Genomic DNA, 21626 nt, shown 5'->3' with positions numbered 1-21626 from the left:
TGATGCGGTTTTATAAGTCGCATGTCGACCTTGGAAGGAATTCAATCATGCGTACCTGCTGGTATGTCGCGTTTATGTTTTTTGCTCTGCAGATAAACGGTTTGCAGCCAGTGTGCTCTGCCCAAGAAAGTCAGAGCACTTTGTTGGTGCATTATATGCCATGGTACCAAGCAAAACCTTACAGCGAGACCTGGGGATGGCATTGGACCATGAATGCTTTTGATCCCGAAAAAATTGAAGACGATCGCCGTGCCATTGCCTCAAAGTTCTATCCGACGATCGGCCCCTACGATTCGAGCGATCCGGCAGTGATTGAATTTCACTTGCTGACAATGAAAGTTGCGGGCATTCGCGGCATCATTGTTGACTGGTACGGGCTGCAGGATTTTCGTGATTATGCGCTGCTCCATGAAAACACGAGCCGACTGATTCCGTACGTCGAGCGATTTGGGATGTTGTTCGCGATCTGCTATGAAGACCAAACGATACCTGCATTGGTCGAAGCTGGTAACTTGGATGCCAGCGGACGAATCGATCACGCCACGCGCGAGATAAAGTGGCTGGGTGACAACTGGTTTTCTAAACCCAATTATCTTCAAGTCGCAGGCAAGCCAGTTCTATTGTCATTCGGACAGACCGGGCTATCTGACTCTGAGTGGCAAGCGACATTGCTGAATCAATCAAAGCCGATCTACTATTTGAGCCAGCATCATCGGCGGACTTCAGCGGTAGGCGTTTTCGACTGGCCTGTGCCTCAGGAGGGACTGGCGGCGACCGAGCGGTTTATTCGCGAACATGGGGCGACGGTCCAAGCTGAAAAAGAGTTGCAAGAAGAGCTGATGCCCGTGGTTTTTCCGAGGTTTGTCGATATCTATAAGGAGGCAAATGTTCATCCAAGCTGGGGGCATATCGCCGACGATCAAGGGACGACGTTTCAGAAAACGTTGGAGTTGGCTTTGTCGACCAATTCACGATTGGTGCAGCTAGCGACTTGGAACGACTGGGGAGAAGGTACCGTTTTGGAACCTAGCGTCGAATTTGGCTTTCGAGATTTGAAAGTGCTCCAAAAGAGACTCGAAAAACAACCTGGTGCAAAAAACTTGTATAGCGAAGCGGACTTTGAATTGCCGCTGAAACTTTACGAGCTTCGCAAGTCCGAGAGAGGGAAGTCGATGGCAGCCGAATTAGACCAGATTGCACTCGATATCGCATCTGGCGACGTCTTGACAGCCGCAAAGTCACTTCAACGGATCGGAGCAAGGCGTTAGCAAAGACGGCTGCGTAGTCAAATCACCGGCTGAGATCAGGGGGGAGCATCCTGAATGGCTGAGCGATTTCCGTGCGGCATGTTCCCCAAGTGAGAAATTCTTTTCTGGAGCCGCTGGTTGAACTCTTGCCGTCCTTTTCGGTTTGGGACGATGAACCTAGAATCAACGCACAAAAAGCCGCTTAATGGAATCGCTGTGGGCTGCACCGGCCCCTGCCCTTTTCGGTTTCGGCGAACTCACTCTCCAAGCTACTTATCGACGCTTAAGCGTTTAAAAAATGACAACAACAAAGAACTGCGATCGACACTTTAATTTTTCTCCAGGCCCTGCAGTCCTCCCGCTCCCGGTTCTCGAACAAGTTCAATCGGATCTGCTGTGCTTACCCGGTGCGGGAGCATCGATTCTGGAAGTGTCGCATCGCAGCAAGGCGTTCATCGACATCCAAGAGCAAGCCAAGCAGGCATTAATCCGGCTTTTGAAGGTACCCGCTGACTACGATTTGCTTTTCTTGCAAGGCGGCGCCCGGCTGCAGTTCTCGATGGTGCCGATTAACTTGCTGCGAAATACAGGCAAGACTGCTGGGTATGTCGTAACGGGTTCGTGGGGCAAGTACGCTCTTGCCGAAGCCAAGAAAGAAGGGGCAACCAAAGTAATCTATGATGCAAAAGAATCGAACTATGATCGCTTGCCGACCGTCGACCAAATGCAGTGCGACGACGATTTAGCGTACGTTCACATCACCAGTAACGAAACAATTCAAGGCGTGCAGTTCTTGAGCGATCCTGCTTGCAAGTCTCCACTGGTTTGTGACAGCAGCAGCGATTTTATGTGCCGTCCGATGGACATTGCGAAATATGGGATTGTGTACGCGTGTGCTCAGAAGAACGCTGGGCCGGCCGGCGTCACGGTTGCAATCGTTCGAAAGGATTTGATGGAACAGGCATCCGAAGATTTGCCTGGCTATTTGCGTTACAAAAACCACTCGGACAATGATTCGATGTGGAACACTCCGCCAACATTTGCCATTTATGTGTTAGGATTAGTTGCAAAGTGGCTTGAGAATGACGTTGGTGGCCTTGCAAAGATGCTCGATCACAATTCGCACAAAGCCAAATTGCTATACGATGTGCTGGATGCGAACCCCGATCTTTACATTGCACACGCCCAAAAAGATTCTCGTTCGCTAATGAACGTAACCTTCCGCTTTCCAGATGAAGCGATCGAAAAAGAATTCTTGGATGGCGCGAAAGCTCTTAAGTTAGATTCACTTAAGGGGCATCGCAGCGTTGGGGGAATTCGTGCAAGTATCTACAATGCGATGCCTATTGAAGGTGCGCAGACGCTGGCTTCCTATATGAAAGATTTCGCGAGCAAGAAATCTTAGCTGGCGGAACCTCTTATCTTTCGACTACCTCTCGTACAACTGTTGTTAATGCTATGGCCAAATATCGAATTTTAGTTTTAGACCCGATCGCAAAAGAAGGTTTGGATCTGCTCGACGCAAATCCAGACTTTGAATACGAAGTCCGAATTGGACTCAAAGGCGAAGACCTGCGAAAATCGCTCAATGAGTTTGACGCCGCAATCGTGCGCAGCGGTGTAAAGATTACAGCGGATTCGCTGCAGGGGAACAAAAAGCTTCGCGCCATAGCGCGAGCAGGTGTTGGGACAGACAATATCGACAAGAACGCTGCCACGCGACTGGGGATTGTTGTCATGAACACTCCGGCCGGAAACACGCTCAGTACCGCCGAGCATGCGTTTGCATTAATGCTTGCCCAATCACGCTCAATCGCGCCGGCGAACCAAAGCTTGGTAAACGGAAGCTGGGACCGTAAGCTCTTTATGGGAACGCAGCTAGCGGATAAAACTCTGGGGATCATCGGAATGGGCCGGATCGGCCGCGAAGTCGCAGTTCGTGCCAAAGCGTTCGAAATGCGTGTACTCGCTTACGATCCTTTCTTGACCGAAGATCAGGCACTGAAATTGGGTGTGACTCGAATTCCGTCGGTCCCCGAGATGCTACCGAAAGTCGATTACCTTACAGTGCATACACCGCTGACCACCGAGACCAAGTACTTGGTTGGAATGAAGGAGCTGGATCTGCTGAAACCAGGTGTTAGGTTGATCAACTGTGCGCGCGGGGGAATCTATGAAGAGGCCGCTCTGGTCGCAGGCCTGAAGAGCGGTCGAATCGGCGGTGTTGCCCTGGATGTTTTCGAAGATGAACCTTGCACGAACAGTCCGCTCTTTGGCATGCCAGGCGTCGTTTGTACTCCGCATTTGGGCGCAAGTACTGAAGAAGCGCAGACGCAAGTAGCGATTGAGGGCATCGAACTGCTGATGAACTTCCTCCAGCATGGAGAGATTCGTCATGCTGTAAACGTTGCTGCTCTCGATCCAAAGACACTTGAATCGATGCGAGGCTATCTGGATGTTGCGCATCGGCTTGGCTTGCTGATTGCCCAGTGGAACGGTGGCAGTGTAGATAGCTGTACGTTGCACTACCGAGGTGAAGTTGCTGGTAAGGATACAAAACTCCTGAATGCTGCTTTTTGTGCCGGACTGTTGGAGCGGGCGCTGGCAGGCGAAGTCAATGTTATTAATGCAGAGCTTCTGCTTCGTGAGCGTGGAATCGAACTCGTTGAAAGCAGGAATCGCGAGCCAGGTGCATTCAGCAGTTCGATGACGGTCGAAGTCAAGAGCGGCGATCAGAGTCTTCGCGCTGGTGCGACCTTGTTTGGTAACAACATGCCACGGCTTATTGCTTTGGATGACTGTCGGCTGGAAGCATATCTGGACGGACGGCTACTTTTCTTTAGCCACACGGACAAGCCAGGGATCATTGGGCAAGTTGGCACGATCTTCGGTACCCACGGCGTTAATATCGCACAGATGTCGGTTGGCCGATCGGGTAATCAGCCAGGCGGTCATGCGATTGGCGTGTTGAACTTGGACAGTGTTCCGCCGCAGAAGGTGATCGACGAAGTTTTGAAGATCGAGGCGATCCAAAAGGTCTTCGTGATTGAACTTCCTGAAGCCGGCGAATTACCAGCGTGGCTTGCGTAGCTAATTGTGCTGCTACATGTCCATGTAGACGTCGATTGCAAGGTCGTCTGGACCAAGCTCGACGTCGCGTACGACAAATTTACCTTCGACGCGGATCGTAACTCGATGCTTTCCGTGAAATGCTTTAACGGCACTCACTCCAGCCGCATCGGTTGAAGTTGTTTCGTCGGTCCACCACTCATCATAGACTAGCTCTTCCCAGACCTTGCCATTGGGCTTGATGGTCCAATCCTTGCGAAACATTGCTCCAGAGGGACGCCACATGCTGCCTTCCCAAAAGCCCCACGTAGTAAAGCCGGTTGTTGCTGGATGCGAAAAAACAAGCGTCAGGATGTCTCGCGTGTATGCGGCTTGCGTTTCTTCATCGTGTGAATCAATGTCGAATTCGGTAACTTCGATGGGGAGCCCAAACTGTGCGAAACGATCAAGCACCTCTTGAGCTTTCGACATCGAAGTAAGTTTGCCTTGAAAGTGGCCCTGCATTCCAATTCCTTCTACAGCCGCTCCTTCGTCCAGCAGTCGACGAATCAGGTTTTCGTACTGAGCGATATTCTCATCTTGCTGGTCATTTGCCGCCAAAATTCCGTACTCGTTAATAAACCACGTCGCCGAAGGCTGCGAAGCATTGGCGGTTTTAAAGAGTTCTGTGTAGAAGCTTTTGCCTAAGACTTCGGCCAATATATTGTCGTCGCGAACCTCATTAATTCCATCCCATGCCACCATTGGAAACTTTGAAGTTCGCTCAAGGGCGTCACTGATAGCAGCATCGATTTCGCGGCGAAAGGCCTTAGGTTGATCCCTCAGTTCTCTAACACGTTTCGGAATGAACGTGGGATAGAGCAACAAGTGAGTTTTAAGCTCGAAGCCTTCCGACGCCGCCCAATGAGCCATATTGTCGGACATCGCTTTTCCATTCGGCGAGTCCGTTCCCCAGTCGGCCCAATAGCGAGGCAGTGTGACGCGATTGAAAAGTTGTTTCATCGTTGCCCGATATCTGTCGGCGTCAGCACTGTCCGTGAGGGGCATCGCATCGGTGAAGCTACCAAACGCAAATTTATGCCGTTGTTGTTCAACCTGGACATTAGCATTTGCCACCGGTGTGCCGTCGGCTTTAAGTACACGAATTTTCAAATTTGACTTTCGCACAGCATTGATGCGCGATTTCGCATGCTGGACTATCTCCAGATCCGAAGCAGATGGTTCGTATACAAGCTTTGTCCGGGGCCACTCCCGTTCAGGGATATCTCCAAGAGAAATCAGGCTAAGGTTTGTGATTTCGAGATGCTGCTTATTTTCAGCGCAGTGGATTGTTACATTACAACTGTTTGATTTATAAGATTGTTTTGCACGAACGCATGCAAAGTAAGTGTTGCGGCTAGAAGTCGGAACAATAATGGAAGCGGAATCGGCTGCAGCCATTGACTGGTAGTTATCTGTCTGCTGGAAATAAACCGATAACTTCCCTTGAGTTTCCTGCGCTTTAGGCGCGACGCAAACGGCGTCGAACCGCAAGCATAATACCTCTTGAGCACGAATGGCTTTTGCAATCGGCGGAGACTGGATCTGCAATCGCCAGGGTTCTGACGATGGCGCAACGCAGTTAACCTCAATAGCTTCTTTTCGTTGAATTATGCTGCCAAATTGAGAATCCGATAGGCATAAGAAGTCAGCTTGGCTACTGAGGATTGTTTGCGTTTGGGCCGTTGCATTCAGAGCAATAACCAAGGAGAGTACAAGAGCAAGGAGGGGCTTGCTATATAAGCGTGTCATAAGGTTGGGCGAGAGTGGCGACTAGAGAGGAGGCAGGACAAGAGCCGGGTTCTTCTTACGCGCTTGGGAAAAAAGCTGCTTCGCTTTTGCTGCATCACCGTTCTTTAAAGCCAATCGTCCTTGAAGAGCCAGGATAACCGAATCATCGTCCGCACCTCGCTCGAGTTCACCGATTGTCGCTTGCGCGGCGTCTAGTTGATCCGTTGCGATTTCCGTTTGAGCCTTAAGGTCTAGGTAACGAACTATATCTTGCGCTGTAACGGCGCCTTCTTCATCCAGCTTTTTGACTGTCCGTGCTGCGTTCTCAAAATCGGAAGAAGAAACCTCTTCCTCCAGTTTGGCCAACCAAGTTGTCGTGTTTTCCATAACACCAACGCTCACGTTCGTCGGCCGTCTACATCCGCTCAAGAACATTGCGATCATACACGCAAGCATCACAAGTGCGGGAGCGTAGGCTCTTGAGTTCGTTGGGCGGTTCGAGAAAACTGCGGAATGCAAAACAACGTACCTCAGCTTGAGCGAAATTTTCGGAACAGTTTGGTGACGACTTTTTGCGCTGGCTACGTTGCAGGCAGCCTGACAACCGCAGTAGATTTTAGCCGTTCGTGGTCGCCGAGACGCACTCTCTATGTGAATTTATGGGGATTTTTCGCTCTCCCTATGCCCGCATATTTCTACGCAGGGTGTATATAAGAATTGCACGGCGACGATGTCTGATGGGCACAGACAAATGCCAAAATCAGATGTTTGGTATTACAAACTTCGGGTTTTGGCGGCGGGCTTCGGTGAATTCCTGTTTTGCCGTTCGTTGGTCGCCTTGTTTTAACGCCAGTTCACCTCGCAGCAGATGTACGACGAAAAGCTCGTCGGCTCCGCGCTCTAATTCATTGATCGTGGATGCAGCCAGGTCGTATTGGCTAGTTCCTATGTGCGACCGAGCTTTCAGCACTAAGTAGTCCGAAAGCTGTTGCGCACTGACGGAGCCCTGTGTTTCTATCTTCTGAACTGTCTCGGATGACTTGTCGAAATCGCCGGTCGTAACTTCTGTTTCGAGGACCTCAATCCACTGATGCGTTGAGAATACGACATCTTCATCAATGCTAGTAGAAGGACTGCACCCGAAGGCGCAGAAAAGTAGCGACAGGCAGCTGAATCTGCATAACATACGAATACTCTTTGAATAAGTTGAAAACAAATTCCGCCTGAAGGTCAATCTTTGACTATTCCGGCGCTAAGAGTGTTTCTTCACCGCCATTGCGAGAGCCGAGGGCACGCCAAGTTGCAAGGTCAATCGCTTGATTGACGAAACGAGTCGAACCATCGCCATAGGCCGCATTAACGCCGCCAATGTGATAGCTGCGAGCAGAGATGATCGCGTGTTCGCCTGGTCGATCGGGAATAGCACTGCGTTGACCGCAATCGATGTGTTCCCAGTTTGGAGGGGCAACGTGGTTGTACATGGTGCTTGAATAGAAGGCGAAGGGCCATCCATTTGAATACAAAGCACCACCTAACCAACGGCCTGACGAATTGAAATTAAACGAATCAATTACAAACGGGCGGCTTTCGCATTGTCGGTAGAACTCGTCCGGCGTAAGCAAGTTAAATGATCGGTTGGTCAACGTTGTCACGTCACCGGGTTGCGGAAGCGAAGCTCTCATGTCAGCTCCACTGCCCATCATCCGCTCGGAAAAGAACACTGTGTTTGAGACACCATCCAGAAACGCAGCGGATGTTAGTGGTTGTCCGATAGTGAAGGCACCATTACCGCGAACGCTCAATCCGCTGATGGTTGCCTGCATTTGTTCATTATCGTTTGTGTTTTCAGCGCCACCATAAGGAGTCGAACCACCGAAATTGTAACGGTAGCTGTTTTCGGTAACCTTGCGATTATCGTTGATTTCCGAAGGGCAGATAAACAACGGGCCAGCATGCTTGTAGGCCGCATAGTTCACGTTGACCGGAGTTCCCGATGAATTGATCATCTGAACCGCCGTAGGAGCTTCGAAGTCTATTTGGTTATAGACTGGCAGTTGATCGATGAACGGCAGCAAGAAAGTATGAACAGATCTGAAACCTGTCCAACCACCCTTGCCGATTGTCATTGGGTAAGTCGTTGGATTAGAATTTACTGGCACACCATTCATGGTGTAGTCCGGGGACATACGTCCTTCCGGCATATATCTAAAGTTCACTTCGTACTCGGCAACTGCCAAACCGAGCTGCCGGATATTGTTTACGCACGAAATACGTCGAGCGGATTCACGAGCACTTTGGACGGCGGGCAAAAGCAATCCAGCCAGGATCCCAATAATGGCGATCACAACCAGGAGTTCGATAAGAGTAAAAGCGTTTCTGCGATTCATTCCAAGCACCTATGGCCATTTAAAACTGTATGGTTTCAGAACCAGCAAACTGATCCGCCTTGATCGCCAGCCAATTAATCTTATCGGATGTTAGCCTCTCTCGGTTGTGCGGCAAGGCTAATTTTTTCAAGTTTTACACCTGCTTTACATTAACGGATTCATCATCTTTCCCTTGTATTTCCACGCTCGAAATTAACGGCATCGGAACTGGCTTAAGTTACATCTTGTGGCACAAACCAAGCAGTTACAAATTCTTGAATCTTTACAAGGCCGCCGGCAATCACAAAAACTTTTTTCATTAAGAACGCGTTAATTTAGCTCGCCAGCTGGAAGTTTTTGCCGGACCGCTACAACGTGCCTGCTCAAAACGACGCGCCGAGCTGGGACGGGAAGTTAATATCTCGTGGCTGAAGCAACGGGAGAAGTCGCCTACGAGACTCACGCCAGACTCAACGAAACTAGGCAACCTCAAGGCGAGGTTGCCTAGTTTTCATGCTACGAAACGTCGATTCGATAGCGCTTTGGAGCTCTAAGGAGTAGTGTGTTAGCTGGATGCGAGAGCTGTTCCAAGAGTTATGCCTGGAGCTGGAAGGCAACTGTGCCCCATCAGATACTCGTCGATAGCCCGAGCAGCTCCGCGGCCTTCGTTGATCGCCCAAACCACTAGCGATTGTCCTCGACGGCAATCGCCAGCCGCGAATACGCCTTCGACGTTTGTCTCAAACTTGCCATAGTCTGCTTTGTAGTTAGACCGAGGGTCCTGTTCTATGCCCAGTAACTCGCTGGCATAATGCTCAGGTCCCAGGAAGCCCATGGCAAGTAAAACTAGATCGGCTTCAATCAACTCTTCACTACCAGCGACTTCCTTCATGACAACGCGGCCATCTTCGCGCGCCCATTCCACGCGAACCGTCTTGATTGCTTTTACGTTGCCATTTTCGTCCCCGATGAACTCTTTACTGAGAATGCAGTACTCGCGAGGGTCCTTGCCGAATTTCTCTTGAGCTTCTTCGTGACCGTAGTCCGTACGGAAAATGCGAGGCCATTGTGGCCATGGGTTATCTGAAGCTCGTTCAACAGGCGGCTCATTAAGAAGCTCGAAGTTAACCAACTGGGTGCATCCGTGTCTTAGCGATGTGCCAATGCAATCGCAGCCCGTGTCGCCACCACCGATGACAACTACTTTTTTATCCTTTGCGGATATGTACTTGCTGTCCGCGTGGTTGGAGTCCAACAACGACGCAGTGTTGGCCGTTAAGAACTCCATAGCAAAATGGATGCCCTTGAGTTCTCTGCCAGGAATCGGTAGATCTCGAGGGCGGGTCGCTCCGGTCGCCAGCAGGACAGCATCGTTTTCAGCAATCAATTCTTTCGAATCGATGTCCTTGCCCACGTCTGCATTGGTAACAAACGTTACGCCTTCGTCACGCATCCGGTCAACGCGACGTTCGACAATCCCTTTGTCTAGCTTCATGTTGGGAATGCCGTACGTAAGCAAGCCGCCGACGCGATCTGCACGTTCGTAAACCGTTACTAGGTGGCCAGCTTTATTCAGCTGGTCGGCAGCGGCCAAGCCAGCCGGGCCAGAACCGACGATCGCGACCTTCTTACCGCTCCGTGACTTTGGTGGAGCGGGCTCTATCCAACCTTCTTCATACCCGCGATCAATAATGGCACATTCGATGTTCTTGATCGTAACCGGCGGATTGGTGATACCCAACACGCATGCTCCTTCGCAAGGCGCAGGACAAACGCGACCCGTAAATTCAGGGAAGTTGTTGGTCAAGTGCAGACGATCGAGCGCTTCACGCCACCGTCCGTTGTAAACCAAGTCATTCCATTCCGGTATCAAGTTGTCGATTGGACATCCCGTAGTGCTCATACAGAATGGAACACCGCAATCCATGCATCGCGCCCCCTGCTGCTGCAGATGGGCTTCTTCTGGGTCGGTGTATATTTCCTTGTAATCATCCAATCGAACAACAGGTAACCGCCATGCAACCTTCTTTCGCTCGAACTCCTTGAATCCTGTCGGTTTTCCCATTGCTTATCCCGTCACTACCTATGCAGTACTTGTTATTGTTCTTTAAATTCAGCCTGACACGTCACGCCGGTCGACTCAACTGACGTTGAGTCTTACCGGCGTCACATCTTGTTGATCTAGACCAGCACCGAACGCTCGGCTTCACGTTTCTTCATCTCTGCCAATACGCGTTTGTAGTCGGTGGGCATTACTTTTACAAATTTCGTAAGCGTAGTGTCCCAGTTGTCCAATACATCCTTCGCGACTTTAGACTTCGTGAACTGCAAGTGACGCTCGACGAGCCCCTTGAGCTCTTCGATGTCTTCGTCAGCGACGACCTCTTCCAGTTCCACAGTTTCAAGATTGCATCGAATGTTGAGTTGTCCATCATTGTCAAGAACGTAAGCTATGCCGCCGCTCATACCAGCAGCGAAATTGCGACCTGTCTTGCCCAAAATGACAACCCGACCACCGGTCATATACTCGCATCCGTGGTCTCCTACCCCTTCAATGACAGTGTAAGCCCCGCTGTTTCGCACCGCGAAACGCTCGGCGGCTCGCCCGCGGAAGTAGGCTTCGCCCATCGTCGCTCCATACAGGCAAACATTTCCTACTAGGATGTTGTCTTCCGGTTTGAAAGTCGATTCCTTTGGTGGATAGATAATGATGCGTCCACCAGACAGACCTTTGCCGACATAATCGTTCGCATCGCCTTCAAGCTCCAGTGTGACCCCGTGCGCAAGGAAAGCGCCTAAACTCTGGCCAGCCGAACCTTTAAAATTGATGTGAATTGTGTCAGTCGGCAAACCAGCTTGCCCGTGCACTTTCGCGATCTCATGACTGAGAATCGTGCCAACAGTACGATTGGTGTTGACGATCGGAAGTTCGAACTGAATCGGCTTCTTGGATACAATCGTTTCGCGACAGCGAGGCAAAATCTCTCTCATGTCCAACGATAGTTCGAGACCGTGATCCTGAGCTTGCATGCATCGCACTTCGACGCCTGCGTGCGGCTTGTGCGCTGGACGCAAGATTGGTGTTAGATCCAAACCATCGCTCTTCCAGTGTTTAATAGCTGCGTCGATGCCCAAGCACTCTGAATGTCCAACCATCTCATCAATAGTTCGGAATCCAAGTTTGGCCATCAGCTCGCGCGTGTCCTCGGCAACCATAAACAGATAGTTGACTACATGTTCTGGTTTGCCCGCGAACTTCTTGCGGAGCTCCGGGTCTTGAGTCGCGATGCCAACTGGGCAAGTATTCAAATGGCATTTTCGCATCATGATGCAACCGAGCGTTATAAGCGGCGCGGTGGCGAAACCGAACTCTTCAGCCCCCAAAAGCGCAGCGATCACAACATCTCGGCCTGTCTTAAGACCACCATCTGTCTGCAGAGTGACCCGCGAACGCAAATCGTTCAAAACTAGCGTTTGGTGAGTCTCTGCAATTCCCAACTCCCAAGGCAGTCCCGCATGTTTGATACTGGTTAATGGAGAAGCCCCAGTTCCTCCAGTGTCGCCGCTGATCAGAATATGGTCCGCGTGTGCCTTGGCGACACCGGAAGCAATCACACCGACGCCGACTTCACTGACTAATTTAACGCTGACACGAGCCGACGGATTTGCGTTTTTCAAATCATGGATCAACTGCGCAAGGTCTTCGATTGAGTAGATGTCGTGATGCGGAGGTGGGGATATCAAGCCGACACCTGGCGTCGAATAGCGGATCTTGGCAATGTAATTATCCACTTTGCCGCCAGGAAGCTCTCCACCCTCGCCAGGTTTTGCACCCTGAGAGATCTTGATCTGTAACTCTTCTGCGTTGGTCAGGTATTCGATCGTAACACCAAATCTGCCGGACGCAATTTGTTTAATAGCAGATCGCTTTGAATCACCGTTTGGCAGCGGGTTAAATCGCACAGGATCTTCCCCCCCTTCCCCGGTATTGCTCTTACCACCTAGACGATTCATAGCAATTGCCAATGTCTCGTGCGCATCGGCGCTGATCGAACCCAGGCTCATCGCCCCTGTACAAAAGCGTTTCACGATTTCTGAGGCTGGTTGCACTTCATCAATCGAAACCGCTGGTCCGAAAACACCAGGCTTCAGTTCAAACAGACCACGCAACGCACAGCGAACTTTCGCATCGTTGTTGATATGATCAGCAAAGCGACGATAGGCACTCTTGTCCCCATTCCGAGCGGCAACTTGAATATCAGAAATTGCATTCGGGTCCCAGCCATGGTGCTCGCCTTCAGCACGCCAATGGTACTCGCCCATATTTGGCAAATTCAAAGTGCCATCGGTCGGCGTTTCCGGGTAGCCGAGTTCGTGGCGTCGAAGCATCTCTTCAGCTAATACGGTAAAATCGCAGCCCTGGATTCGGCTATTCGTTCCGACAAAGCAGCGATTGATGACTTCGTCTCGCAGACCAAGCGCTTCGAAAATCTGAGCACCCTTATAGCTTGCAAGCGTACTAATGCCCATCTTTGCCATGACTTTTAGTAAGCCTTTGGCCACAGCCTTGCGGTACGCTAACACGATTTTCTCATCGTCATACTGTGTGTTATCTAAAAGTCCATCACGCAGTGATTGCCATAGCGCTTCGAATGCCAGATATGGATTGATTGCGTCGGCACCATACCCAACCAACAAGCAATGGTGGTGAACTTCACGCGCTTCACCCGTCTCCACTACCAAACCAATTTGTGTCCGTTTGGCAATTTTGACAAGATGATGATGTACCGCTCCTGTCGCTAAGAGTGTGCTGAGCGCAACACGGTCGGAGCTTACATTTCGATCACTCAAGATGACTAACGTGTACCCATCTGCGATCGCTTGCTCGGCTTCGCTACAGATTCGGTCCAACGTCTTTTCGACGCCGGAGTGCTTTTCGGATCGATCAAATGTAATATCGATCGTCTTCGTCTTCCAACCACGCTTCGTCATATGTGACAACGCTGCCAATTCTTCGTTTGTTAGAATTGGATGCGGGATCAAAAGTCGATGGGCATGTGCTGGTGTGGCGTCAAGCAAGTTCTGTTCAGGGCCAATGTAACATTCCAGCGACATGATCACTTCTTCGCGGATCGAATCGATCGCAGGGTTAGTGACCTGAGCGAATAGTTGCTTGAAGTAATCGTAAATCATACGAGGCTTGTCGGACAAACAAGCAATTGCCGAATCGTTCCCCATCGATCCAATTGGATCGCGAGACTCCTTGACGAGTGGCAACAACATGAAGTTCATCGTTTCGGTGGTGTAACCGAAAGCTTGCATCCTCGCCAGAAGAGTATCAGGGTTGAAACCATGTGGCTCATCGGTAGGCGAGAGCTCTTCAAGCGTAATACGTTGTTCTTGAAGCCACTTTCCATAAGGCATCTTGTCAGCGAACTCTTGCTTGAGTTCTTCGTCAGGAATCAATCGTCCTTCTTTGAAATCGATTAGGAACATACGGCCAGGCTGTAGTCGTCCCTTCTCTTTAACGATGGCTGGATCCACAGGAAGTACACCCACTTCGCTCGCCATGATCACACGATCATCGGTGGTCACGTAGTAGCGACTGGGACGCAACCCGTTTCGGTCCAGTGTCGCTCCGATATAATGCCCATCAGTAAACACGATCGATGCTGGGCCGTCCCAAGGCTCCATCATGCAACTGAAGAATTCATACAGCGCTCGTTTGCCTTCCGACATTGTTTCGTGCTTTTGCCATGCTTCAGGAACCATCATCATGACGGCTTCTTGCAATGTCCGACCATTCATCAGTAGAAATTCCAGTACGTTGTCAAACGTACCCGAGTCACTGCAGTTCGGCTCGACGACAGGGAACAAGTCTTTGATGTCATCGTTATAAAGTGCACTCTTGGCGATTCCCTCTCGCGCACGCATCCAGTTTGCATTTCCGCGGACCGTGTTGATTTCACCGTTATGGCTCATGAATCGCAGTGGCTGCGCTCGATCCCAGCTAGGGAAAGTATTTGTTGAAAAGCGACTGTGGACCATCGCCAAATGCGTCTTGAAATCTTCAGCTTGCAAGTCCTTGTAGTACGGCATGACCTGGGCTGGCGTGAGCATGCCTTTGTAGATTAAGACCTTCGTGCTCAAGGAACAGATATAAAACAGCAGTCGCTCTTTAAGCTTTTCATCGCCACGCAACGCATGGCTAGCTCGCTTGCGGATTAGATAAAGTTGTCGTTCGAACGCCTCGCCTTCGATACCTTCGGCAGCTTCAATAAATAGCTGTTCAATTACTGGTTCCGCTGCACGTGCTGTCGGGCCAATATCGGCGGCGTCTGCATCGACTGGGACCTTACGCCAACCAAGCACCTTTTGCCCGTACTTAACAACAAGCTCCTCAAGTGTTTTCTTGCAGTGCAAACGCGACGTTTCATCGCGCGGCAAGAATATGTTTCCAGCAGCGAATCTATCGTCCGACGGGAGGTTGACTTTCAAATCATCCTTGGCAACTCGATTGAAAAACGCAGTCGGCGAACCTACCAAAATCCCAGCGCCGTCGCCAGTATTGGATTCACAGCCGCAGGCACCGCGATGGTCCATTGCTCGAAGAATCGTGTCTGCGTCAAGGACGATTTGATGGCTAGGTTGCCCTTTGATATGCGCGACGAAACCTACGCCGCAGGAATCTTTTTCGAGTGCAGGGTCATATAAACCTTGCTTGTTGGGAAATCCCGTTTGCACTGCCATGGGTAGAACTACTTTCGTTAAACTATATTACAATTAAATGACTGCGGGAATCGTGGCTTGTCAAACGATGGGCAATGGATCGCTATGTTCGACAACGACGACGCTCTTGGGTGTTTCCGCTGGTCTCGATCCTCCATGTTCATTTCCAGCCTCCAATTCAGAAGAAGCTTCACCAGCTTCACGGCGAGTCTTCTTCTGCTTTTCTTTTCCTCTATCGACATCATTCCTTATCGATTTGTTATGCCGAACCGATGTGCTCGCACTCGCCGCACCTCCATCGTCATCACTGCTGCAATGTGCAGCCGGAACAAGCAACTCTTGGAACTCGCGTGCAACTCTTGATAATGTCTTGTCGCGTCGTTGAAGATAGCCGATTGGACGTGTAAGCGAAAAATCTGCACACGGAAGTCGTTTCAACGAACCTGCGGCTAACTCGTGCTGCACGGTCAATTCCGGCAGGAACGCAAGCCCACTATTCACCACCACCGCATGCTTCACCGAATCGATGTTGTCTAACTCGACAACAATTCGCATCGTAATGTTCACGGCTCGCAGCGCACGATCTATCGCGTGTCGAATGGGCAGCTCCGGAGCAAACGCGACCAAGCCAACTTGCGATAACTCGCTGGGGCTCAAAACCGACTGCGAAGCCAAGCGATGACGCGGCGAACCAACGAGCACCATCGGCTCTTCCCGCCAAGGTGTGGCCAGAATCGTTTTTGTGCTCTCCGGATAGGATACCAAACCGATATCAACCGTACCCTGCTCTACCGCCCGGTAAACTTCGTCCGGATGAGCCATGTGTGTCTGGATCGATGCATTGGGAAACCGACTGCGGAATTCTTCCTCAATGGCAGGAAGGTAGCTAAGCCCAATGGAATAGATCGAACCGACGGAAACGTGGCCGGACACGTCTGCTGCGTTCCCGCGGATTTCGTCAATCAACGCGTCGAAGTTTCGAAGAATGGCATTCGCACCCTCAAAGAATTTCTGACCCTCGGCGGTCAGCCCAAAGGGACGCGTCGACCGATCCAGCAATTTGACTTCAACCAAGTCTTCCAGATGTTGGACCGCTTGCGAAGCCGCTCCTTGAGTCATCCCATGTTCGATTGCGGCGGCTGAAAAATTACGCCTGCGCACGACATCGCAGAAAACTCTCAACGAGCGAAGCTGCATGGAATGGTGCGGTCTGCGGTGATCGAGCATAAATTGTTAGATTAGTTTTTCTAATGCTGGTTTGGGTTGGATTAGAAAGTTCGATAATCATAACTGTGAATGTGCCTCTGTCAACGACTTCCGAAGGAATCGCCGAAATGTGGGCGTGGCAAGCCGCAGATTCGACGTAAACTCTTCCAGATAGGAGGTTTATGACGCGCTCCGTGCGTCTGGAATACAGATCATGCAAGACCTAATGGGCGAAACAACGCCTCCAGGCATCGCTGGCGGAGGAATCGTCGCTATTGGAGCTCAAGCCGCACTTCGGCTCCGTACCGGGAGGTCAGGCGCTGGGAACTAGGTGCGACGGTAGGACGCAGAATAGAGGACAGTTATTGCTCCGGTTGCTAACAAGCTCCACGGAATCCACTCGGCTGGCCGGAAGATTTTGTTCGACGGGGCGGCAAAGCTCGCATTAGAACTTCCACCAAAAAGTGACACAGCTTGCATCTGTTGCTGTATCGGTTGCTCGCCGGCTCCATTTGAAAGTATTGCTTGATCAATCAGCAAACATTCGATGCCAAGGATTAGCAGCACGATTCCGACTGCGGAGAAGAATGCACGCCACATTGGAGATAGGCCTCATGGGATGGATCGCAGGTGACCAGCGATGGGATGTAGCAGCACCAGCTCCGTGGCAGATGGCAGAGTTGCCACCGCAGCTTCCTTTCCGCAGCAACTTCTTCAATCGGTCGCTCCGTTCAAACTTCTTAAGTTAAAGCTAGCTAACTTTGTATCGATAAATTCTGGCGTTGTCCTAACCGCTTCTATTGCCAAAGTCCGCGCGACTAACACTTGCCTTGACGCTCCTTGTTGCAGTCGTGTACTAACCAAGACCCGATTGCAACGGGTGAGCAACGCGTACGAACTATTTTACAGAGAGTCAGATGCAATCAAGAAATCAAAGCGATCAGAAGAATTTTCAGACTTCGCTCTGGACTGGCATTGGGCTGGGCGCGTTGGCAGCTGGTTCATTCTTTGCATTAATCGTACTCGGCCCGCTGGATTACGCCGTTTTGCGACGGTATTCCTTGGGGCATCCCGTATCGATCTCTGCCGTTTTCTTGTTCTCAATCGCCATCGCAGTGCTCGCGCAAAAACTTCAAGCGACCCGTCGCGAAACCCAGGCTATGCGCGTGGCGACCAACAGCTTGCTTGATTTGATGCAATCGATGCCACAAGCGAGTGCGATTGATTCCGTTCGTTGGCTGGATTCGATGTGGCGAGCTCAACGCGAAGCTATTGTTGGGTCCTTCTTCGGCAATCGGTTAAGCAAGTTACTTCGTCGACAGATTCAACGAGGCTCTTGTGAACATTTCGATCAAGACTTGCAAGATCTTGCAGACGACGATGCAACCCAACAGCATGATGCATATTCAATTGTTAGGATAATCTGCTGGGCTATGCCTATGTTAGGTTTCTTAGGAACCGTCGTGGGGATCTCGCAGACGCTTGGTAACATGGACATGAAGTTGTTAGCAAGCGGTGAAGCAAGTGCAATGGATTCGCTCACTGCGGGACTTTACATTGCGTTCGATACAACGGCGGTAGGGTTAGTGCTCACAATTGCTGCCATGTTCGGACAATTTGCGGTCGGAGGCTTTGAATCGAAACTCCGGCAAGCTTTAGATACTCAAGTTGCAGATCGTGCTTATTCTTTGCTCAAGCGAGAAGAAGCGGAACAAGTTGATCATTCAGCACTTGTACAAACGCTTGCCGAACGCATTGTTGATGGCACTGCGAATGCAATCAACCGGTTGATTGAAAGGCAAGAGTCGCTTTGGAGAGAGGCTAACGAGCAGTCGCAGCAAAGATGGCTGAAGCTTCGAAATGAGAGCGGCACGGATCTTAGTGAAGCGTTGAAGAAAGCCATGGATCAATCGTTGGGTGAGTTGAGTCGGGAGGTGGAAAAGGTTCAATCGAACGCCAGCTTAACACTCGAAACACGATATCAACAATGGCAGACTTCATTCTCCGAACAGTCACGCGTAATGCTGCAAAGCCAGTTGGAACTGACCAAGCAGAGTGAGATGTTGGTCGCACTTGTCGACGGATGCGATCGCTTTAAAGCGCTCGATGAAACGGTGCAGCAGACTTTGGGGCGCATGACGGACGTCGATCGTTTTCACGAAGCTGCCGTTTGTCTGGCTGAAGCGGTTGCAATGCTCGGGATCCAGCTTGAAAGATCCGGTCAGATCGGCAAAGGAGTTCGTGGGAATGTACGCCGAACCACCGAGAACAACTTGTTTGACTCGATGGATGGAACTTCGGGGAAAGCGGCATGAGTTCAGGAAAAGCTCGCGGCCAACAAGATTCTCTCGCTCCAGCTCTTTTTCCATTCTTGGCTGTAATGGTTTGCACTATCGGTGCGTTAGTTTTCATATTGACGATCGCTGTGACTCAAGCATCGCAATCAGCTAAGGCCGAGTTGCTTGATGCACATCAAGAGGCTCAGGAAGCTCAGGATTACTTAGACCTAGCAACGAAAGAGCTTCTTGCCGTACGAAAAGATGAGCAGGAGAAGATCGGCCGGGCAATCGCAGCGGTCTCGCACTTGGATAGTCATATTGAACGGCTTGAGAAAGAGCTAGACTCTCTGAAACTAGAAGCAGCCGCTGTTCAAGAAAAGACAAACGATGGCGCTTTGGCGACGTCGCAACATCAAGAGCTGGTCGAACAACTACGGACCAAGGTAGAAGACTTAGAGTTGCAGATCGCGGAGGCTATCGAGTCAAAGAAGGTAAGTCGACCGGCTTTTTCGATAATTCCGTACGTCGGACCGAATGGGACCGCGAGACGACCGATATACCTAGAGTGTGTTGCCGAGGGTGTGCTCATCCAGCCAGAGGGAATTCTGCTTGCCATCGACGACCTCAAGCCACCTCATGGTCCAGGAAACCCGCTCGATGCCTGTCTGCGCACGATCCGCTCAAAAATGCAGGAGTTTGATCAGAGCAGTTTTGCGGCAACGCCCTACCCTTTGCTGTTGGTTCGTCCCGATGGAATAGCATCCTACGCTCTAGCTCGTTCCGCGCTATCGGCTTGGGATGATCAACAAGGGTACGAACTGATCGATGCTGAAATGCCGTTGTCTTTTCCCAGTTCCTTACCTGGCATGCGCGACCAGTTGGAAACCGTCCTAGTCAAAGCGCGCGCTCGCCAAACTGAAATGATGGCCGCGATGCCGCGTCGCTACGCAAGTTCGGATACCTGGGATGACACGCCTTCCGATTTGGCTGTACAGAATGGTGACGAAGCATTTGGCGGTGGAACTCGCGAGTTGGGCGCGGGAGAGCGATTCATCCCCGGAACTGTAGCCAATGAATGGCCGACCATTCCTGGCGTTGCCAGAGCCGATTCACCGCAAGGTTCATCAACTCTCACGTCGATGCAAGATACTCAAATTGGCAGTCGACTTAGCAGTTCCAGCGGTAATTCAAATTTAGCCGAATCCGATTCCGCTTCATACGTCGAAGTTGAAAACGGCAGTGGGCAAGAAGGTCGGTCAGGCGGGCAAGTGAAAGACCAATCCGCTGGTGGAAACCCTCTTGCGCAGTCATCGGGCGCAGCCAGCAACGCAGAACAATCGAGTGCTATTGGTGACCCAGCCGAGGCGATGAGCGCAGAAGCGAGGGCGGAGTTGGCAAAGCAACGGCCCGAACCTGGTACGGCAACGTCTAGCCATACACAGTCTGGCCCGCCATCGGCTGGGCAAGAGCAAGGCGGGCAAGAGCAAAGTTCGGCTGCCGCAAAGGCGCAGAAGGCAAATTCTCAATCCATCGCCAATAGTTTGGGGCATGGGTGGGCGATCCAGCGTAAGCAGCTTTCGAGTACTCCGGTGCATCGGTCGATCGAAATCCGAGTTTTGCCCGACCGATGGCAGATCGTAGACAGTGGGAACCGCAATCGTATCGAACATGAAATATTGCTAGGCCAGGGTCCGCGGGCATGCGCGCAACAGCTCAGCAAGGCCGTTCAAGACCGAATCGAGCAATGGGGCATCGCAGTAAACAACGGATACTGGGTGCCGATCATATCATTGAACGCAACGGCGGACGCACAATGGGCCGAAGAACAGCTGAAAGCTATGCTTGCAGACAGTGGTGTGGAAATTCGGTCTGGCCGCTAACGTATGGGCTTAAAACATAACAAGCAATTGGTATAAATGAAACGCCGTCTCTCTGAAAGCTTCGAAATCAACGCTGATGCGTTTCTCGATACGGTTGCAAACCTTGTCGGGGTGCTCGTCATATTAGTTGTTGTGGTCGCATCGCAGACCAAAATAGCAGCCAAAGCAGTGGTTGAAAAAGTCTTGGCGGAAGAATCTAACTCTATCGTCGACGAACAGCTCGAAACTGCGAAAAGTGTAGAAAAAGATTTGATCCGACAGGCTGAGTCCTTGCGCAAGTATCAGCAAGAATGGTTAGATCGCAAGGCGGAACGGGATCGTTTGCTAACGGAACTGATCGTGCGGCAAGAAGAAGTTGAGCAACAGAAAGAGTCACTTACCGAAGAGCAACAGCAGGAAGTGGCGAATCAAGTCGAGCTCGATGAACTTCAGCAAAAGATTGCATCACTTTTGGCGCAGCAAGGCGACATCGAATCGAGCGAAGTTCCAACTCAAACGATAACCTTGCAGCACTTACCGACACCGATGGCAAAAACTGTGTTCGGCGATGAAGTTCATGTGCTGCTGCAAGGCAATCTGATATCTGTTATCCCGTGGGATACGCTGATTGAGTCGCTGAAAACTCATGCGCAAATGGCGGCATCGCGGGCCGTTCGTTCGGACCGAATTGTCGATACGCTCGGCCCTGTCGAAGGCTTTACCATGAAGTTCGCCCTCAAGGCTCAGCGGGGGTTAATTTCCAATGGCAGTTCCATGTCGATGGCCCAAAGCATATCGCTGGAATATTTTGTTCTTGACCCTACGGCAGATGTGATTCGCGAGGATTTAGAGTCTGCGTTTCAAGTTTCAGGGCGATTGCGAACCGAGTTGTCGCTTCATACACCTCGAAATACAACCATTACCGTGTGGGTCTACCCAGATTCGTTTGGGACGTTCCGGGAGTTGAAAGAACGGTTGTTTGTCGACGGCTATTTGACGGCGGCACGCCCGCTTCCAGAAGGTATTCGCGTAGGTGCGTCGCCGCAAGGAACCTCCAGCACATCGCAGTAGCATGGTAAATGCCGCAACGAGCTTCGAGCA

15 protein-coding genes are annotated in these 21626 nt (G+C 51.0%); 7 read left to right on the top strand and 8 right to left on the bottom strand.

The features are described 5' to 3' along the window. The first annotated feature begins 47 nt into the window (after positions 1–47). The 3 genes from SH451x_RS21925 (at position 48) to serA (ending at position 4337) form a co-directional block, all read left to right on the top strand. Complete coding sequence (locus tag SH451x_RS21925; RefSeq protein WP_479359297.1) at positions 48–1268, top strand: glycoside hydrolase family 99 protein; 1221 nt, start codon at positions 48–50, stop codon at positions 1266–1268. A gap of 277 nt (positions 1269–1545) precedes the next feature. After that, positions 1546–2652, top strand: a complete 1107-nt coding sequence (serC, locus tag SH451x_RS21920) for a 3-phosphoserine/phosphohydroxythreonine transaminase (RefSeq protein WP_479359296.1) — start codon at positions 1546–1548, stop codon at positions 2650–2652. Between the two features lie 53 nt (positions 2653–2705). Then, the gene (gene serA, locus SH451x_RS21915; protein ID WP_479359295.1) at positions 2706–4337 is read left to right on the top strand and encodes a phosphoglycerate dehydrogenase; all 1632 of its coding nucleotides are present in this window, start codon (positions 2706–2708) and stop codon (positions 4335–4337) included. A gap of 12 nt (positions 4338–4349) precedes the next feature. Here serA and SH451x_RS21910 read toward each other — a convergent pair whose 3' ends face one another. From SH451x_RS21910 to SH451x_RS21875, 8 genes are all read right to left on the bottom strand, one after another. Continuing rightward, the gene (locus tag SH451x_RS21910) at positions 4350–6107 is read right to left on the bottom strand and encodes an endo-1,4-beta-xylanase (RefSeq protein ID WP_479359293.1); all 1758 of its coding nucleotides are present in this window, start codon (positions 6105–6107) and stop codon (positions 4350–4352) included. 21 nt (positions 6108–6128) lie between these two features. Further along, positions 6129–6473: a hypothetical protein gene (locus SH451x_RS21905; protein WP_479359292.1), complete on the bottom strand. Its 345-nt coding sequence runs from the start codon at positions 6471–6473 to the stop codon at positions 6129–6131. A gap of 373 nt (positions 6474–6846) precedes the next feature. Next, the gene (locus SH451x_RS21900; RefSeq protein ID WP_479359290.1) at positions 6847–7272 is read right to left on the bottom strand and encodes a tetratricopeptide repeat protein; all 426 of its coding nucleotides are present in this window, start codon (positions 7270–7272) and stop codon (positions 6847–6849) included. A gap of 55 nt (positions 7273–7327) precedes the next feature. After that, positions 7328–8473, bottom strand: coding sequence for a DUF1559 family PulG-like putative transporter (locus tag SH451x_RS21895; RefSeq protein WP_479359289.1), 1146 nt, complete (start codon positions 8471–8473; stop codon positions 7328–7330). A 544-nt stretch (positions 8474–9017) separates the two neighbouring features. Further along, a complete protein-coding gene (locus tag SH451x_RS21890; RefSeq protein WP_479359288.1) occupies positions 9018–10517 on the bottom strand; it encodes a glutamate synthase subunit beta in 1500 nt (499 codons plus the stop codon). Between the two features lie 116 nt (positions 10518–10633). Continuing rightward, positions 10634–15202 (bottom strand): glutamate synthase large subunit, encoded by a 4569-nt coding sequence (gltB, locus tag SH451x_RS21885; RefSeq protein ID WP_479359287.1) that lies wholly within the window; start codon positions 15200–15202, stop codon positions 10634–10636. A gap of 60 nt (positions 15203–15262) precedes the next feature. Further along, entirely contained in the window at positions 15263–16408 is a 1146-nt protein-coding gene (locus SH451x_RS21880) for a LysR family transcriptional regulator (protein WP_479359286.1), read from the bottom strand. 306 nt (positions 16409–16714) lie between these two features. Next, on the bottom strand, positions 16715–16987 hold the full coding sequence (locus SH451x_RS21875; protein WP_479359284.1) for a hypothetical protein: 273 nt from the start codon (positions 16985–16987) through the stop codon (positions 16715–16717). A 14-nt stretch (positions 16988–17001) separates the two neighbouring features. Here SH451x_RS21875 and SH451x_RS21870 point away from each other — a divergent pair, with 14 nt between their 5' ends. From SH451x_RS21870 to SH451x_RS21855, 4 genes are all read left to right on the top strand, one after another. Then, on the top strand, positions 17002–17136 hold the full coding sequence (locus SH451x_RS21870) for a hypothetical protein (RefSeq protein WP_479359283.1): 135 nt from the start codon (positions 17002–17004) through the stop codon (positions 17134–17136). 168 nt (positions 17137–17304) lie between these two features. Further along, positions 17305–18702 (top strand): MotA/TolQ/ExbB proton channel family protein, encoded by a 1398-nt coding sequence (locus tag SH451x_RS21865; RefSeq protein ID WP_479359281.1) that lies wholly within the window; start codon positions 17305–17307, stop codon positions 18700–18702. Continuing rightward, positions 18699–20546 (top strand): ATP synthase subunit B family protein, encoded by a 1848-nt coding sequence (locus SH451x_RS21860; protein WP_479359280.1) that lies wholly within the window; start codon positions 18699–18701, stop codon positions 20544–20546. The genes SH451x_RS21865 and SH451x_RS21860 overlap by 4 nt, the downstream gene beginning before the upstream one ends. A 36-nt stretch (positions 20547–20582) precedes the next feature. Continuing rightward, positions 20583–21596: a hypothetical protein gene (locus tag SH451x_RS21855; RefSeq protein WP_479359279.1), complete on the top strand. Its 1014-nt coding sequence runs from the start codon at positions 20583–20585 to the stop codon at positions 21594–21596. Positions 21597–21626: the final 30 nt, after the last annotated feature.

Source organism: Njordella aestuarii (assembly GCF_056494165.1).
This window is presented reverse-complemented; position numbering and strand designations above follow the sequence as displayed.

Coding starts and splice junctions, on each gene's coding strand:
- SH451x_RS21880 (WP_479359286.1), bottom strand. CDS start 16,408: ATGCTCGATCACCGCAGACCGCACCATTCCATGCAGCTTCGCTCGTTG.
- serC (WP_479359296.1), top strand. CDS start 1,546: ATGACAACAACAAAGAACTGCGATCGACACTTTAATTTTTCTCCAGGC.
- SH451x_RS21890 (WP_479359288.1), bottom strand. CDS start 10,517: ATGGGAAAACCGACAGGATTCAAGGAGTTCGAGCGAAAGAAGGTTGCA.
- SH451x_RS21910 (WP_479359293.1), bottom strand. CDS start 6,107: ATGACACGCTTATATAGCAAGCCCCTCCTTGCTCTTGTACTCTCCTTG.
- SH451x_RS21895 (WP_479359289.1), bottom strand. CDS start 8,473: ATGAATCGCAGAAACGCTTTTACTCTTATCGAACTCCTGGTTGTGATC.
- SH451x_RS21905 (WP_479359292.1), bottom strand. CDS start 6,473: ATGGAAAACACGACAACTTGGTTGGCCAAACTGGAGGAAGAGGTTTCT.
- SH451x_RS21860 (WP_479359280.1), top strand. CDS start 18,699: ATGAGTTCAGGAAAAGCTCGCGGCCAACAAGATTCTCTCGCTCCAGCT.
- SH451x_RS21865 (WP_479359281.1), top strand. CDS start 17,305: ATGCAATCAAGAAATCAAAGCGATCAGAAGAATTTTCAGACTTCGCTC.
- SH451x_RS21870 (WP_479359283.1), top strand. CDS start 17,002: ATGGGATGGATCGCAGGTGACCAGCGATGGGATGTAGCAGCACCAGCT.
- SH451x_RS21855 (WP_479359279.1), top strand. CDS start 20,583: ATGAAACGCCGTCTCTCTGAAAGCTTCGAAATCAACGCTGATGCGTTT.
- SH451x_RS21925 (WP_479359297.1), top strand. CDS start 48: ATGCGTACCTGCTGGTATGTCGCGTTTATGTTTTTTGCTCTGCAGATA.
- SH451x_RS21875 (WP_479359284.1), bottom strand. CDS start 16,987: ATGTGGCGTGCATTCTTCTCCGCAGTCGGAATCGTGCTGCTAATCCTT.
- serA (WP_479359295.1), top strand. CDS start 2,706: ATGGCCAAATATCGAATTTTAGTTTTAGACCCGATCGCAAAAGAAGGT.
- gltB (WP_479359287.1), bottom strand. CDS start 15,202: ATGGCAGTGCAAACGGGATTTCCCAACAAGCAAGGTTTATATGACCCT.
- SH451x_RS21900 (WP_479359290.1), bottom strand. CDS start 7,272: ATGTTATGCAGATTCAGCTGCCTGTCGCTACTTTTCTGCGCCTTCGGG.